The sequence below is a fragment of the Marinobacter sp. genome (assembly GCF_048266785.1).
Lineage (GTDB): Bacteria > Pseudomonadota > Gammaproteobacteria > Pseudomonadales > Oleiphilaceae > Marinobacter.
Map to the genome: position 1 here is coordinate 173,834 of NZ_JBLWYX010000003.1, position 14,460 is coordinate 188,293.

A 14,460-nucleotide genomic window follows, 5' to 3' on the forward strand; every position below is an offset into this window, starting at 1 on the left:
AGCTCGTTTCCAGCGGTCAAGAAACCTCTCGTTACGGCGGTGAGAGGAATTGTTAACCGTTCAGAAATTATCTTTGCTGTGCCTTATCGCTGCAAAGATGCCGCTGTCTGAATCTGTAGGCAGGCCTTGCCCGGCACCGTACTGTTTTGCGGCACTCACAACGGCAGGGTCATCCCAGCGCAGAAACGGGTTTAACCGTTTTTCATCTTCAAGTATCGAGGGTACCGTTGGTTTGCCGGATTCCCTGAGCGTTTTGCAATGGCGCTCGAAGGCTTCGAGTTCGGTGTCATCCGGCAGCCAGCTTCGGGCGAAGCGAAGGTTGGCCAGAGTGTACTCGTGTGCGCAATAGACAGCAGTATTTCCCGGAAGCGCTCGAATGGATTTAAGCGACTCAAGCATCTGGGCAGCCGTGCCTTCAAACAGGCGGCCGCAGCCGCATACAAAAAGGGTGTCGCCACAAAACAGGGCGGGGCGGCCAGCAATCTCAACATCGGTAAAGAACGCTATGTGATCCAGCGTGTGTCCCGGGACACTCATTACCTGAAACGTGACATGCTCCCATACAACCTCATCGCCGGGGTGAACGTTGTTAGTGCTGCCTTTAAACGGCGATTCGGCCGGCCCGGTTACCCGGCAGTCCGGGAAGTCCTGTACCAGAGCCTTGACTCCGCCAACATGATCCGGGTGGTGATGGGTAACCAGAATGGTATCCAGTGTGAGATCGTTTTTTGCCAGGTGATCCTGTACTGGCCTGGCCTGGCCTGGATCGACAATCAGGGCCTTACCCGTGTCTGTGTCTGCAAGGCACCATATATAGTTATCGCTGAACGCCGGGATGGCAGAGATGGTGAGCATCAGATGTCCCCGTTTATGCTTGGCAAGTGTGGCTGCTATGATAGAGCATTAAGCTCATGGCCCCAACAACCTCTGGACCAGTGGTTTGTGCAGGCTCTTTGTTAAAGCGGGAGTACAGGCGGTGTGAAGAAAAGCAAGATTGTTGATTATCCGTCCCGACACGAGAGCTTTGAAGACTGGTTCCAGACGCCTCTTGGCCGCTCGATGCTGGCTGATCAACGTCGCTTTCTGGATCAAAAGCTTGCCCGTCTGACGGGTGCGAGGCAGCTCCAAGTGAGCGTCAGCCATCGTATACCACTTACCAGCGGCACAGATTTTTCGCAGAAAGTGATGACCACGCCAAGGTGGTTTACGAGCATTCCTGATGGAGTTGTTGTTTGCGACGCGGACGAACTGCCGTTTCCTGGCGACTCCATGGATCTGGTTGTGCTACATCATACTGCCGATTTTTCGCCGTACCCTCACCAGGCGCTCCGTGAGGCCGCACGGGTTTTGAGAGGCGAGGGGACGATCGCTCTTGTTGGTTTTAATCCTGTCAGTGCCTGGGGCCTGAGAAGGCTGATATCAAGACATCACGCCGGGCCATGGGGAGGGCGCTTTCTTATGCGCGGGCGTATGGAGGACTGGCTTCACCTGTTGGGCTTTCAGGTTGACGTTTCGGTAACCCGGTTTTTCCGATTGCCTCTACAGCGTAGCGGTCGTAAAGCCTCGGACCGGCTTGGTGAACGCTTGACCGTTAACGGGCTCCTGCCAGTTGGGGCATATTACTGTATCCTTGCGAAAAAAAGGGTGTCTGCCCGCATTCCCAGACGGGCGGCATGGCGTCAGAATAACGTAATGGGTATATCGGGAACCGGAACCGTAAGCGCATCCAGAGGTTGCCCGCCGCAGAGCCTGAACCATCCCGAAGACTGAACCGGCCATTCCGAGCCGGCTATATCTATGCACATGCAGGAGTTTTAATGTCCGAGAAGGTAATTCTGTATACCGATGGAGCCTGCAAAGGCAATCCGGGGCCTGGCGGATGGGGTGTTGTGCTCCGTTATGGCAATGCCCTTAAAACGATGCACGGCGGCGAGCGCCAAACCACCAACAATCGCATGGAGCTGATGGCTGCCATACAGGGTTTGAAGGCCTTGAAGCGAGGCTGCGAAGTTGAGCTGTATACGGATTCCCAGTACGTGCGTAAAGGCATTACGGAGTGGCTTTCAGGCTGGAAGCGCAACGGTTGGAAAACGTCGGCGAAAAAGCCGGTAAAAAACGATGACCTGTGGCGGGAACTTGATATTGAAACTGCAAACCACAAGGTTAACTGGCACTGGGTAAAAGGCCATGCAGGTGTCCCGGATAACGAGCTCGCCGACGAGCTTGCCAACAAGGGCGTTGACGAACTAACCCGCAGCTGAGCACGATTCAACCCCGAACCGGTGTGGAAATTATGAGACAGATTGTACTGGATACAGAAACAACAGGTATTGATCCGGCAGAAGGGCACCGGATCATCGAGATCGGCTGTGTGGAGATGATGGAGCGTCAGCCTACAGGGCGTAATTATCATGTCTATATCAACCCGGAACGAGAAGTTGAAGCAGAAGCCATTACCATTCACGGGATTACCAACGAATTTCTCGTGGATAAGCCAAAATTTGCAGAGATCGCGGATGAGTTTTTTGAATTTATAAAAGGCGCAGAGCTTGTGATTCACAACGCTGCGTTTGATGTGGGCTTCATGGATTCGGAGTTTGGCCGGATCAAGCCGGTACGAAAAACAGCCGATCATTGTGGCATTGTGGATTCCCTTGCAATTGCCCGGGCGAAGCACCCTGGCCAGAAGAACAACCTGAACGCCTTGTGTAAACGCTATGGCGTTGATAACAGTAACCGGGAGCTGCACGGCGCCCTGCTCGATGCGGAGATTCTGGCGGATGTATACCTGTTGCTCACCGGCGGCCAAACCGCCCTGTCCCTGGATGCCGGTTCTGAAAACGGCGGTGGCGCCAGAGGTATTCGCAGGCTGGGTTCAGACAGGCCAGCGCTAGCGGTTGTCAGGCCTACCGAAGCTGAGAACGATGCGCATGAGGCTTTCATGTCCGCTCTTGAAAAGAAGGCTGGCGAAACCGTATGGGGAAAATTTAACGGCACAGAATGAGAAGTGCGTCTGCCTGTACCAATTGTTACATTCCTGCTTTGTTGAGGTACTTGAGTTTTATGTTATAAGTAATGGTTAGTACGCCAGTTTTTCATCAGATGCGTGCTTTAGTCGGAGGGGTAAAACCGACTCATAATAAAAAGGTCTGGCATGGGTCTTTGGCAGGCTATAGCTCACATGGACGACGTGGTAGTAGTTCTCCGCGGTTTAACAGGAAGCGTTGTATGGTTCAATCGTCTCTGGCGACTAAATCGCAGTCGTTTGATCTGGTCAAAAGTGAAATAGAACAGACCATCAAACAGGCTGAATCCAGTCTCGAACGCTTTCAGGAAAACCGGGAGAGTGGGGAAGACCTGCAAAACTGTCTGGATTTTCTGAACCAACTTCGCGGTATTTTCATTCTGGTAGAGCTTCGTGGCGGCACCCTGCTGTGTCAGGAAGCGGTCACCATGGCCAACGATGTGCCTGTTGGTGCGAATGACGATAAAAATATCCTCCTGACGACATTGAGTAACGCGCTATTTATCCTTCGTCGTTACGTCGAGTATTACCATCAGCAGCGAGAAGATCATCCGGAACTCTTACTGCCGGTTATCAATGAACTGCGTGAAGCTCGCCGTGAGAAACCTTACTCGGAATCCCGTTTTTTTGAAGTTGATGTAAAGGAAAGGCCTGATTTTTGTGGCGGCTTGTCGGTTCCTGCTTTTGAAGGCAATGAAGCAGACTATGAAATTGTTGCCCGGCGTATGCGCATGACCTTTCAGGTTGCGCTGCTGGGTTTGCTTCGGGATCGGAGTCCTGTGGTTAGTCAGAAACTTTTTGGCAGGTCAGCGCGGGGTTTTGTCCGCTTGTGCCAGGGAGCTCCGATGGGGCAGATGTGGTGCCTCGTTGCAATAGCAGCGGATACGATGCTGGACCGTGCCATGACCTTCACCAAAGCCCGCAAGCGATTGTTCATGCGAATCGAAAAATACGCGCGGGAAGTGGTTTATGTCGGCAAGGTGGCAACGACCAAAGATGCGCCAGACTCCCTCATTCGCGATCTGGTTTACCTGCTTTACCGTAGTGGCTCTGCAAACCCGGAAGTTACTGGGGTTCTTTCTGCATTTCATCTGACGCCTGCTGAGTTTCCGGACTCCATTCTGGAAGCTCATTCACGCCGCCTTTATGGCCCGGGCGCAGATGTCTTGAAATCCCTCTCTGAAGCCTTGCAGGACGAGTTGAACCAGCTCAAAGACAAGCTTGATATTATCGAGCGCGGTATTGAGCCGGATCTGGCTGAGCTGTCTTCCATTGCTGATACCCTGGAACGTCTGGGCAATACCCTGGTAATGCTCGACCTCAATCGGTTAGCAACCATCGCCCGCGAAGAAGCTGTAAGACTGCGGGCATGGGAAGCAGAATCCCGTCTGCCCGGTGAAGAAGAGCTGTTCCGCCTTGCGGACTCTGTGTTGGGCATTGAAGACGCGGTCATGCAGATCGTCAGTCGTGGCATCACGTCAGAAACCGATGCGCTGGCGGGCAGTAAACGGAGCCGGGAAGAGTCCATTTATTTCAGGGAAGCGGTTTACGTGGTGGCCGACGAAGCACGGGGTGCTTTAACGCTCGCCAAGCGCGCCATTACAGCGTTTGTGGAATCGGATTATGACAAGCTTCATCTCGCCAATTTGCCCGCAACCTTGCACAGCATTTGGGGCGGGTTGCAGATGGTGAATGATCCTGGTGCAGCACGCGTGCTTGAGCGTGTTGCAGCATCCATACAGGAGCGCTTACTGGATGCACGTGAAGCACCTGAAACCCAGGTTCTGGAAGCATTGGCGGATGCTCTGACATCGCTTGAGTACTATATTGAAAGTATTGGCAAGCGTGAGGAGAGCAACGAAGACCTGCTCAGATTGGCAGAGTCATCGCTGGGTGATGTCGGTCTGTAGTGTGTCGACTTGACGGTAAAGGCCAGATAACAAAAAACCCGCGTATATATTTTAACGCGGGTTTTTTTATGAGCTCGGCGGGGCTAATCAGCCCATGTTGAACAGCTCACCCAGCTTGGTAGCCAGCATCATGTCGCCTTCGGCGCGCAGTTGCCCAGCCATGAAAGCCTGCATACCGTCAGTTTCACCGGAAACAATACCCTGCAGGGTTTCGGAGTTCATGATCAGTGTTACGGAAGGGTCGTTGTGAGGGCCTTCGTGCAGTGTGCATGTTCCGTCTTTGATGACCAAGTGATGGGTCTTGTCATCTTCGATGTCAAATTGGAAAACCAGATCGAGGCCCTGAGCTGCGTCTGCGTTGAAGTTCTGCTCGAGTTTTTGAAAGATTTGATCTACAGACATTATTTTACCCTTTGTGGTGGTTGTCTTGTCATGGTGGCGGCTTTATGCGCCTGGCTTTTAAAGCCTTGGCGGCAGCCGGGTAGAGCCGACTTCGCCTTTCGACTTTATGGTGAGACTGAATCACTGTCAAGCTCGATCGAACGCTTGTTTTAATTTTTTTGCTCCGCTTATCACTAGAGTTTCGGTAAGTTACACTCTCGTGCTTGCTTAACTGGCTGGAGAAGCGATTTGGAGTTTCTGACGGATTACGGTTTGTTTTTGGCTAAAGTGGTCACCTTTGTTATTGCGGCAATTGTGGTCGTGTCTATTATTGTCTCCGCGACTCATAAAGAAAGGGATGACCACGAAGACGACGGAGAGCTGCAAATCCGCAAGCTCAATGAGAAATACCGCAAGCTGCGTGAGTCCATCCAGGCGCGACTCATGTCAGAGCATGAGCAGAAAGCCTGGAACAAAGCAAAAAAGAAGAAAGACAAAGCCGAAAAGAAAGCCGGTAAAGCAAAGAAAACCGATGCGGACGCCCCTGAAGATGCTCCGAAACGCATCTATGTACTGGATTTCGACGGCGACATTAAAGCCAGCGACACAGATCCTCTTCGCCGCGCCATCTCTGCCGTGCTCAGCGTCGCTGAGCCAGGCAAAGATGAGGTCGTGATTCGTCTCGAAAGTGGTGGAGGCCTGGTGCACGCTTATGGCCTGGCCGCTGCACAACTCGACAGGATCCGCAGCAAAGGCATTCACCTTACGGCCTGTGTCGATAAAGTGGCTGCAAGCGGCGGTTATATGATGGCTTGCGTTGCCGACAAAATTATCGCTTCGCCATTCGCTGTACTAGGCTCTATTGGTGTTGTGGCGCAATTGCCCAATTTTCACCGGCTGCTCAAGAAGAACAACGTCGACTTTGAAATACTGACGGCCGGCGAGCACAAGCGCACCATGACCATCTTTGGCGAAAACACTGATAAAGGTCGACAGAAATTTCTCAACGACCTGGAAGACACACATGGCCTGTTCAAGGATTACGTCAGCGAGCGCAGGCCTGATCTCGATATAGCCGCTGTGGCCACCGGAGACATCTGGTTCGGAAAGCGGGCGCTGGAGGTGAAACTGATCGACGAGATCAAAACCTCCGACGAATATCTCATTGAAGCCTGCGACAGGGCAGACGTAGTCTCTGTCTCATTCCAGCGCAAACGGACTCTGCCGGAGAAACTCGGGCTGGCAACCAGTGCAGCGCTCGAGCACACGGTATGGAGAGTCCTGAGTGCGTTTCGCAACCAGAAAATACAGTAACTAACAGCAAGCGGGGGAAATCATGACGAACGATATCCAATATAAAGCCTGGCGCGTTGAAGAACAGGATGGCGACTATAGGGGCGCCGAACAGACCCTTAGCACCAAAGATCTCCCTGAGGGTGAGGTGCTGATAAAAGTCAGCCATTCTTCTCTCAACTATAAAGACGCACTCTCGGCCTCAGGCAACAAAGGCGTAACACGCACGTTCCCGCACACGCCGGGCATTGACGCCGCCGGTGAAGTTGTCGAATCCGCAACCGGAACACCTGCTGTTGGCAGCCCGGTTATTGTGACCGGCTACGACCTGGGGATGGGCACCGCTGGTGGTTTTGGTGAATACATCCGTGTTCCCTCTGCCTGGTGCGTGCCCATGCCAAGCGGCTGGAGCGCCAGCACGGCAATGATCTACGGCACCGCCGGTCTCACCGCAGGATTGTGCGTACAAAAGCTTCTCACCATGGGTGCCAGGCCAGAGCAGGGCAAAGTAGCCGTTTCCGGCGCCTCAGGCGCGGTTGGCAGCGTTGCCGTAGAGCTGCTCGCAAAGCTCGGCTTCGACGTCGTCGCGATCAGTGGCAAAGCCGATCACGAAGCCAGCCTGAAAGAACTCGGTGCTATAGACGTTGTTGGACGCGATGCACTGGATGAAGATAAGAAACCGATGCTGAAACCAGTATTTGCCAACGCTGTAGATACCGTTGGAGGGTCACCTCTGGCAGAACTACTGAAGCAGATCAAGCCTGGCGGTTCAGTTTCCTGCTGCGGCCTGGTTGCGGGCCCCCAGCTTCAGACCACGGTTCTCCCGTTCATCCTGCGCGGTGTGAACCTGTTGGGTGTGGATTCGGTGGAAATTCCGCTGGCAGAAAAAGAAGCCGTATGGAAAAAGTTTGCGGGTGACTGGAAATGCCCGAAGGCCGAAGCTTCCGCGAAGCGGATTGGCCGTGCTGATCTCGATGGCGCGCTGAAAGCGTTCCTGAAAGGTGAGTCAGCGGGAAAAATCGTCCTGGATCACGCGATCTGAAACGCCTAAGCTGAAGCTGCCAGAACGGGGCCAGTAGTCAAAACTGTGCGTAGCCATGGATGGCGGAGCCAAGCGTACACGGACGTATTCACAGCGTGTTTTGACTACTGGCCCCGTTCTGGTAGCAGACTCCGGGTTCCGGGTCAGAAACCTAAGAAGCCCGACGCCGAAACAAAGGCAAATCTGTATCCGTAGCGGCTTGATACCCCTGACTGAAGAAGTTCAGAGATCGCGCCGCCTTGCGGATATCCTTATCGGGCCGCAGCTCATAAGTATCAAAGCCGCAACGCTTCATAAACTGAAGTTGATCCAATAGCACATCTCCAATCGCCCGTAGCTCATTTTTAAACCCGAACCGCTCCCTCAGCAAACGACCAATGCTGTAACCCCGACCATCACTGAACTTCGGGAAATTCACCGCAATCAAGGGTAACTCATTAACATGATCGGCTAAAATCTCCGGCTCATCATGGCTGTCAAACCACACTCCGATATCCTCTCTGCCAACAAAGTGCTCTCGACCCGCAAGCCACAGATCGGCCGGGATCAGTGCGCGCTGATTGTCAGGAATATTCAATGATTCCCCGGCATCAGGGCGAGGAACCACAACCCAATGGTTCTGACGGATGCTGCCATCCCGGAAAATAATATCAGGCATAAACCCGCTCCTTGAAAGGATCGATTCCAACACGGCGATAAGTATCCAGGAAAGATTCCTCATCCGTGCGCTTGTTTACGTACACATCAATGATCTTGGCAATCACATCGGGCATGTCATCCTGAGCAAAGGATGGCCCCAGTATTTTCCCGATAGATGCATCGTGCTGCGAAGAGCCACCGAGGCTGACCTGATAGAATTCCTGGCCTTTCTTGTCGACACCCAAAACGCCGATGTTGCCAACGTGGTGATGGCCACAGGCGTTCATGCAGCCTGAAATGTTCAAATCGATCTCGCCAAGGTCGTACAGGTAATCGAGATTATCGAAACGACGCTGAATCGCGTCAGCCACAGGAATGGACTTGGCATTGGCCAAAGCGCAGAAGTCACCACCCGGGCAGCAAATAATGTCCGTCAGCGTATTCAGGTTAGCTGTGCCGAAACCCATTGGGCCAAGCTGCTGCCAGAGCTCCAGCAGGCGATCCTGTCGCACATCTGCCAGCACCACGTTCTGTTGGTGCGTTACCCGTACTTCACCGAAGCTGTACTCATCCGCCAGATCTGCAATTTGCTCAAGCTGCCGGTCGGTAACGTCTCCCGGTGGCGTACCGGTTTTTTTCATGGTCAGTGAAACAATGGCGTAGCCGGGCTTCTTGTGGGTGTCCACGTTGTGCTGTAGCCACTGATCAAAACCACGGTTTTCGAACCGTTGCTGTGCAAGCACGTCAGTTGCATTATCCAGAGCCGCATAATCAGGCTCAGTGAAGTAGCCCTGAATGCGTTGAATGGCCTCAGGTATCAGCCGGCTCGGCGAATCCTTGATATGCGCCCACTCGGCTTCGACTTTCTCCGCAAACCCTTCCGGTGTCAGAGCCTTTACCAGAATCTTGATACGGGCCTTGAACTTGTTGTCGCGGCGACCGTAGCGGTTGTAGACCCGGAGAACGGCCTCAAGGTAGGTGAGAAGGTCCAGCTCCGGAAGAAACTCACGGATAACAGGGGCCACCATAGGGGTGCGCCCAAGCCCGCCACCGACGTGCACACGGAATCCGAGTTCGCCAGCTTCATTGCGTACTATTTGAAGCCCTATATCGTGCACCCGGATAGCGGCTCTGTCGGTCTGGTCTGAAGCATTTACGGCAACCTTGAACTTTCTGGGCAGAAACGCGAATTCCGGATGAAAGGTCGACCACTGTCGAATGACTTCACAGTAGGGACGGGGGTCCACCAATTCGTCCGACTGAACAGCTGCAAACTGGTCTGTCGTTGTGTTCCTGATGCAGTTTCCGCTGGTCTGGTTTGCGTGCATTTCAACTTCAGCCAATTCTGCCAGAATGTCAGGCACGTCTTCCAGGTCAGGCCAGTTGAGCTGTACGTTCTGGCGTGTTGTGAAGTGAGCGTAGCCTTTGTCGTAATCCCGCGTAATCCGGGCCAGACGGCGCAATTGAACAGAACGCAGCATGCCGTAGGGCACACAGATGCGCAGCATGGGTGCAAGCCGTTGAATGTAAAGACCATTCTGGAGGCGCAAAGGAAGAAACTCGTCCTCTGCCAGCTCTCCGGCCAGTGCCCGCGTGGTCTGGTCCCGGAATTGTGCAACCCGTTCGGCCATCATTTGCCGATCGTGCTCATCGTATACGTACATAAAGGAAAGTCCTGGGTAAAATCGTCGTAGCGGCATGCACCTGAAAGATTCCAGCTCAGGAACGTCAGGTGCGCCCGAAAATCGGGGCCTTATATCTGAAAGGTAGGATAACAGCGGCTTCTTATTCTAGAAACGATTATTTCAAGATATGTTTATCGATTCAGGCGATAAGGCGATGTCATCGGCGCTGGACGAATATCAATTTGATGCTTTAATGAGATGGGAGAAAACACCGATTACGAGTTTCATTCAAATTCGAATAGCAGGCACCGGCAACCCGGGCCTCTGGACAAGGAGCAGGTAATGAAGAAGCTAATGCGATCAGACAGTCAGGTCGATGCCATAGCGTCAGTGCTACTGGTAGCACTCGTAGTCTTATCCGCTGTGGTTTGGATTTCCGGGCAGTAGCGATTACTGCCCGGACAACACTATATTTACAACCAGAACGAGCGTGCCAATAAAGAGCGCCGTGAACAGTAAGCCACCAATAATGTAGGGCAACGGGCTGTGGCTCTCGAAATCCTCTTCGTGGCGCCTGTTGGATTGAACCCCCAAGGCGCCCGCAGCTACGCTCTGCATCACCTTTAAAACGCTTGGGCCTTTGGTTTTTTTGTTTTTAGCCTTCTCCGTATCTGGCGCATTTGCCATATAACCCATCCTCTTTGCGTGTAAGAGTGGCCATTACTCCGCCGGATCATATGCGAGGCTGGGTGCCAGCCATCGCTCTGCTTCCGCTTTGGAAAGACCTTTACGCTCAGCATAGTCTTCAACCTGATCTACGCCAATTTTACCGACTGCGAAAAATTTTGAATCCGGGTGCGAAAAGTACCAGCCTGAAACGGCTGCCGTAGGGAACATGGCAAAGTGTTCAGTGAGTTCAATGCCGGTTTTTGCAGTCGCGTCCAACAGTTGGAACAGTGTTGCTTTCTCGGTATGGTCGGGGCATGCAGGGTAACCGGGAGCAGGGCGGATACCGCGGTAACGTTCCTTGATCAGGTCTTCGCTCTCAAGCTGTTCACCAGTATCATAACTCCAGAATTCCTTGCGTACGCGTTCGTGCATACGCTCTGCAAAGGCTTCGGCCAGGCGATCCGCCAGGGCTTTCACCATGATCGCGTTGTAGTCATCGTTGGCGTTTTTATATTCAAGGGACATTTCTTCCGCACCGATACCGGTGGTAACCGCAAAACCACCTACATAGTCGCAATACTCTGAGCCTTCTTCGGCCACAAAATCAGACAGGGCCATCATTGCTTTACCTGGCGCTTTCTCATCCTGCTGGCGTAAGTGATGCAGGGTGGTCAGCTCTTTGCTGCGGGTATCGTCGGTGTACACCACAATGTCGTCGCCGCGGCGGTTCGCAGGCCAGAAACCTATTATACCTGAAGCGGTTACACGCTTTTCATCAACCATTTTACGAAGAATTATCTGGGCGTCGTCAAACAGGTTTCGGGCGGCTTCACCACGCTTGGGGTCATCGAAAACCTGCGGGTATTTCCCGGCGATATCCCAGGAGATGAAAAACGGTGTCCAGTCTATGTAGGGCACCAGTTCATTGAGATCATACTCTTCAAACACCCGAGTGCCGGTGAAGGCCGGCTTGGGCGGCACATAGTTTTCAAAACTGATTTCCGGGGCTCTTGCCCGTGCCTGTTTAAGGCTGACCAGCTTGGTGCGGTCACCGCGTTGTTTCCGCCGCTCCCGGACTTCATCGTATTCAGTTCTGGCCGCTTCCACGAGCGCTGGCTTGGCCGTTTTACTCAGCAGTTGCGAGGCTACGTTAACGCATCTGGACGCATCCGATACGTAAAGAGCAATGTCGTTCTTGTAGTGAGGCTCAATTTTTACCGCGGTGTGTGCCTTTGAGGTTGTGGCGCCGCCGATCATCAGAGGCAGGTGGAAGTCCAGACGTTGCATCTCCCGGGCGACATGCACCATTTCGTCCAGAGATGGCGTGATAAGTCCGCTCAGGCCGATAATATCCACGTTGTGTTCTTTGGCTGCCGCCAGAATCTTGTCACAGGGCACCATCACGCCCAAATCAATAACCTCGTAGTTATTGCACTGCAACACCACACCAACAATGTTCTTGCCAATGTCGTGCACATCGCCCTTTACCGTAGCCATCAGGATTTTCCCTTTGGCTTGCTGGTCTTCGGATTTTTCCGCCTCGATAAACGGAATCAGGTGGGCCACCGCCTGCTTCATGACGCGGGCGCTTTTAACGACCTGGGGCAGGAACATCTTGCCGTCGCTAAACAGGTCACCGACCACGTTCATGCCGTCCATGAGTGGACCTTCAATGACATGGATAGGGCGTTCGGCCTGTTGCCGGCACTCTTCAGTATCTTCGATAATAAAGTTGGTAATGCCCTTGACCAGAGAATGTTCAAGCCGTTTTGTTACTGGCCACTCACGCCACGCGAGATCCTCTTCCTGGGTTTTCCCGCCTTTGCCTTTAAAGCGTTCGGCGATTTCCAGCAGGCGATCTGTGGAATCATCCCGGCGGTTGAGCACGACGTCTTCAACCAGCTCCTTCAGTTCCGGTTCGATCTCATCGTAAATCACCAGTTGGCCCGGGTTTACAATACCCATGTTCATGCCGGCCTTGATGGCGTGATAGAGAAACACGGAGTGAATGGCTTCACGCACCACGTCGTTACCGCGAAAGGAGAAAGACACGTTGCTCACACCGCCGGAAATCGACGCATGGGGCAGGTTCTTCCGAATCCAGCGTGAGGCGTTGATAAAATCGACGGCGTAGTTGTTGTGTTCTTCAATACCTGTGGCAATGGCGAAAACGTTGGGGTCAAAAATAATGTCGCCGGGATTGAAGCCGATGCTGGTCAGAACATCGTAAGAGCGCTTGCAGATTTCAGTTTTGCGCTCATAGGTATCCGCCTGGCCCTGTTCATCAAAGGCCATAACAACAACAGCAGCGCCATAACGCATGCAGTCACGTGCCCGTTTGATGAACGCTTCTTCGCCTTCTTTCAGGCTGATGGAGTTAACCACCGCCTTGCCCTGAATACAGCGCAGCCCCGCTTCAATCACTTCCCATTTGGAGGAGTCGATCATGATGGGGACTCTTGAGATATCCGGCTCTGAACCAATGAGATTAAGGAAGGTAACCATCACTTCCTTTGAGTCCAGCATGCCCTCGTCCATATTGATGTCGATAATCTGGGCACCATTTTCAACCTGATCCCGCGCCACGCTCAAGGCTTCTTCGTATTGTTCCTCTTTGATCAGCCGCAGAAAGCGCTTGGAGCCAGTTACGTTGGTGCGCTCACCCACATTAATAAACAGGCTGCTCTCGTCGGCGGTGAAGGGCTCAAGGCCGGACAGACGCAGCGCTTTCGGGCGCGTCGGTACTTTCCGCGGGGGGTACTTGGACACAGCTTTGGCAACGGCCTCAATGTGCTCCGGGCGAGAACCACAGCAGCCACCGATAATGTTGAGGAAACCGTCGCGAGCGAAACCTTCGATGATGTCGGCCATTTCTTCGGGCGTTTGATCATATTCGCCCAGTTCGTTCGGCAGACCGGCGTTGGGGTGTGCGCTTACATAGGTGTCAGCTTTGCCGGACAGTTCTTCTACGTAAGGACGCAGGGCATCGGCACCCAAAGCGCAGTTCAATCCAACAGAGATAGGCCGGGAATGGGCGACAGAGTTCCAGAAGGCTTCGGTAGTCTGGCCGGACAGGGTACGGCCTGAGGCGTCGGTGATGGTGCCGGAAATCATGATTGGCAGCTCGATACCGCTATCTTCAAAATACTGTTGAGTCGCGTAAATGGCTGCTTTTGCGTTCAGGGTATCGAAGATGGTTTCGATCAGGATGATGTCGCAGCCGCCCTCGACCAGGCCCTCAACTGACTCGTAATAGTTATCGACCAGGGTCTGGAAATCGACGTTCCGAAACCCCGGGTTGTTTACGTCCGGGGAAAGAGACGCCGTACGGGACGTAGGCCCTACAGCACCCGCCACAAACCGGGGTTTGTCCGGGTTTTTTGCGGTAAACTCGTCCGCGACCCGGCGTGCCAGCTTCGCGGCAGCTACGTTCAGTTCTTTGGCGATCTCTTCGAGGCCATAGTCCGCCTGAGACACACGGGTTGAATTAAATGTATTGGTCTCAATAATATCTGCACCGGCATCCAGATACTCTGCGTGAATGTTTCGCAGCAGGGCAGGTTGGGTCAGGTTCAGCAGGTCATTGTTGCCCTGAACCTCCCGATCATAGTTGGCAAACCGGTCGCCGCGGAACGCTTGCTCATCCAGTTTCTGGTTCTGGATCATGGTTCCCATACCGCCGTCGAGAATCACAATGCGTTCCTGCAGGGCTTTGTGAAGTTGTTCCAGGCGAGTGTTGCGATCGGTCATAGTCTGTATTCCGGATGTCGTTATTAACGGCGTGTTTGGTTCTGTGGCGCGGGATGATAGCAAAATGCCGGTGCCAGTCGTAGTTCCGCGCGCAGTTGTTCTTTACTTACGTCAAGCGTCGAGTGC

At 53.3% G+C, this 14,460-nt stretch carries 12 protein-coding genes; 6 read left to right on the forward strand and 6 right to left on the reverse strand.

The genetic code is table 11. The annotated features are described in order from the left end of the window. Nucleotides 1-60: 60 nt before the first annotated feature. Nucleotides 61-855, reverse strand: a complete 795-nt coding sequence (gloB, locus tag ACN0V1_RS06255; protein ID WP_417544183.1) for a hydroxyacylglutathione hydrolase — start codon at nt 853-855, stop codon at nt 61-63. A 123-nt stretch (nt 856-978) separates the two neighbouring features. Here gloB and ACN0V1_RS06260 point away from each other — a divergent pair, with 123 nt between their 5' ends. The 4 genes from ACN0V1_RS06260 to ACN0V1_RS06275 all read left to right on the forward strand — a co-directional run bounded on the left by ACN0V1_RS06260 (nt 979) and on the right by ACN0V1_RS06275 (nt 4,935). After that, nucleotides 979-1,770, forward strand: coding sequence for a class I SAM-dependent methyltransferase (locus ACN0V1_RS06260; RefSeq protein WP_417544184.1), 792 nt, complete (start codon nt 979-981; stop codon nt 1,768-1,770). Between the two features lie 47 nt (nt 1,771-1,817). After that, the gene (gene rnhA, locus ACN0V1_RS06265) at nt 1,818-2,261 is read left to right on the forward strand and encodes a ribonuclease HI (protein ID WP_291945773.1); all 444 of its coding nucleotides are present in this window, start codon (nt 1,818-1,820) and stop codon (nt 2,259-2,261) included. A gap of 32 nt (nt 2,262-2,293) precedes the next feature. Next, complete coding sequence (gene dnaQ / locus ACN0V1_RS06270; protein WP_417544185.1) at nt 2,294-3,004, forward strand: DNA polymerase III subunit epsilon; 711 nt, start codon at nt 2,294-2,296, stop codon at nt 3,002-3,004. A gap of 224 nt (nt 3,005-3,228) precedes the next feature. Beyond that, on the forward strand, nt 3,229-4,935 hold the full coding sequence (locus tag ACN0V1_RS06275) for a chemotaxis protein (protein WP_417544186.1): 1,707 nt from the start codon (nt 3,229-3,231) through the stop codon (nt 4,933-4,935). 87 nt (nt 4,936-5,022) lie between these two features. Here the strand turns inward: ACN0V1_RS06275 and ACN0V1_RS06280 are convergent, their stop codons facing one another. Further along, a complete protein-coding gene (locus ACN0V1_RS06280) occupies nt 5,023-5,337 on the reverse strand; it encodes an SCP2 sterol-binding domain-containing protein (protein WP_417544187.1) in 315 nt (104 codons plus the stop codon). Between the two features lie 228 nt (nt 5,338-5,565). On the opposite strand from ACN0V1_RS06280, the gene sohB reads away from it, so the two are divergent. Both sohB and ACN0V1_RS06290 read left to right on the forward strand, forming a co-directional pair. Beyond that, the gene (sohB, locus tag ACN0V1_RS06285) at nt 5,566-6,630 is read left to right on the forward strand and encodes a protease SohB (protein WP_417544188.1); all 1,065 of its coding nucleotides are present in this window, start codon (nt 5,566-5,568) and stop codon (nt 6,628-6,630) included. Between the two features lie 22 nt (nt 6,631-6,652). Next, nucleotides 6,653-7,651: a YhdH/YhfP family quinone oxidoreductase gene (locus ACN0V1_RS06290; protein WP_417544189.1), complete on the forward strand. Its 999-nt coding sequence runs from the start codon at nt 6,653-6,655 to the stop codon at nt 7,649-7,651. Nucleotides 7,652-7,802: 151 nt separating this feature from the next. Here the strand turns inward: ACN0V1_RS06290 and ACN0V1_RS06295 are convergent, their stop codons facing one another. The 4 genes from ACN0V1_RS06295 to metH all read right to left on the reverse strand — a co-directional run bounded on the left by ACN0V1_RS06295 (nt 7,803) and on the right by metH (nt 14,334). Continuing rightward, a complete protein-coding gene (locus ACN0V1_RS06295) occupies nt 7,803-8,309 on the reverse strand; it encodes a DUF934 domain-containing protein (RefSeq protein ID WP_417544190.1) in 507 nt (168 codons plus the stop codon). Then, a complete protein-coding gene (locus tag ACN0V1_RS06300) occupies nt 8,302-9,954 on the reverse strand; it encodes a nitrite/sulfite reductase (protein WP_417544191.1) in 1,653 nt (550 codons plus the stop codon). Before ACN0V1_RS06300 ends, ACN0V1_RS06295 begins: the two co-directional genes overlap by 8 nt. Nucleotides 9,955-10,365: 411 nt before the next feature. Then, on the reverse strand, nt 10,366-10,602 hold the full coding sequence (locus tag ACN0V1_RS06305; protein WP_417544192.1) for a DUF2970 domain-containing protein: 237 nt from the start codon (nt 10,600-10,602) through the stop codon (nt 10,366-10,368). Between the two features lie 33 nt (nt 10,603-10,635). Continuing rightward, on the reverse strand, nt 10,636-14,334 hold the full coding sequence (metH, locus tag ACN0V1_RS06310) for a methionine synthase (protein WP_417544193.1): 3,699 nt from the start codon (nt 14,332-14,334) through the stop codon (nt 10,636-10,638). Nucleotides 14,335-14,460 lie beyond the last annotated feature (126 nt).

What these genes read in the sequence shown, in the direction of transcription:
- gloB (WP_417544183.1), bottom strand. Translation starts at nt 855, where the DNA reads ATGCTCACCATCTCTGCCATCCCGGCGTTCAGCGATAACTATATATGG.
- rnhA (WP_291945773.1), top strand. Translation starts at nt 1,818, where the DNA reads ATGTCCGAGAAGGTAATTCTGTATACCGATGGAGCCTGCAAAGGCAAT.
- dnaQ (WP_417544185.1), top strand. Translation starts at nt 2,294, where the DNA reads ATGAGACAGATTGTACTGGATACAGAAACAACAGGTATTGATCCGGCA.
- ACN0V1_RS06275 (WP_417544186.1), top strand. Translation starts at nt 3,229, where the DNA reads ATGGTTCAATCGTCTCTGGCGACTAAATCGCAGTCGTTTGATCTGGTC.
- ACN0V1_RS06280 (WP_417544187.1), bottom strand. Translation starts at nt 5,337, where the DNA reads ATGTCTGTAGATCAAATCTTTCAAAAACTCGAGCAGAACTTCAACGCA.
- ACN0V1_RS06290 (WP_417544189.1), top strand. Translation starts at nt 6,653, where the DNA reads ATGACGAACGATATCCAATATAAAGCCTGGCGCGTTGAAGAACAGGAT.
- ACN0V1_RS06295 (WP_417544190.1), bottom strand. Translation starts at nt 8,309, where the DNA reads ATGCCTGATATTATTTTCCGGGATGGCAGCATCCGTCAGAACCATTGG.
- ACN0V1_RS06300 (WP_417544191.1), bottom strand. Translation starts at nt 9,954, where the DNA reads ATGTACGTATACGATGAGCACGATCGGCAAATGATGGCCGAACGGGTT.
- ACN0V1_RS06305 (WP_417544192.1), bottom strand. Translation starts at nt 10,602, where the DNA reads ATGGCAAATGCGCCAGATACGGAGAAGGCTAAAAACAAAAAAACCAAA.
- metH (WP_417544193.1), bottom strand. Translation starts at nt 14,334, where the DNA reads ATGACCGATCGCAACACTCGCCTGGAACAACTTCACAAAGCCCTGCAG.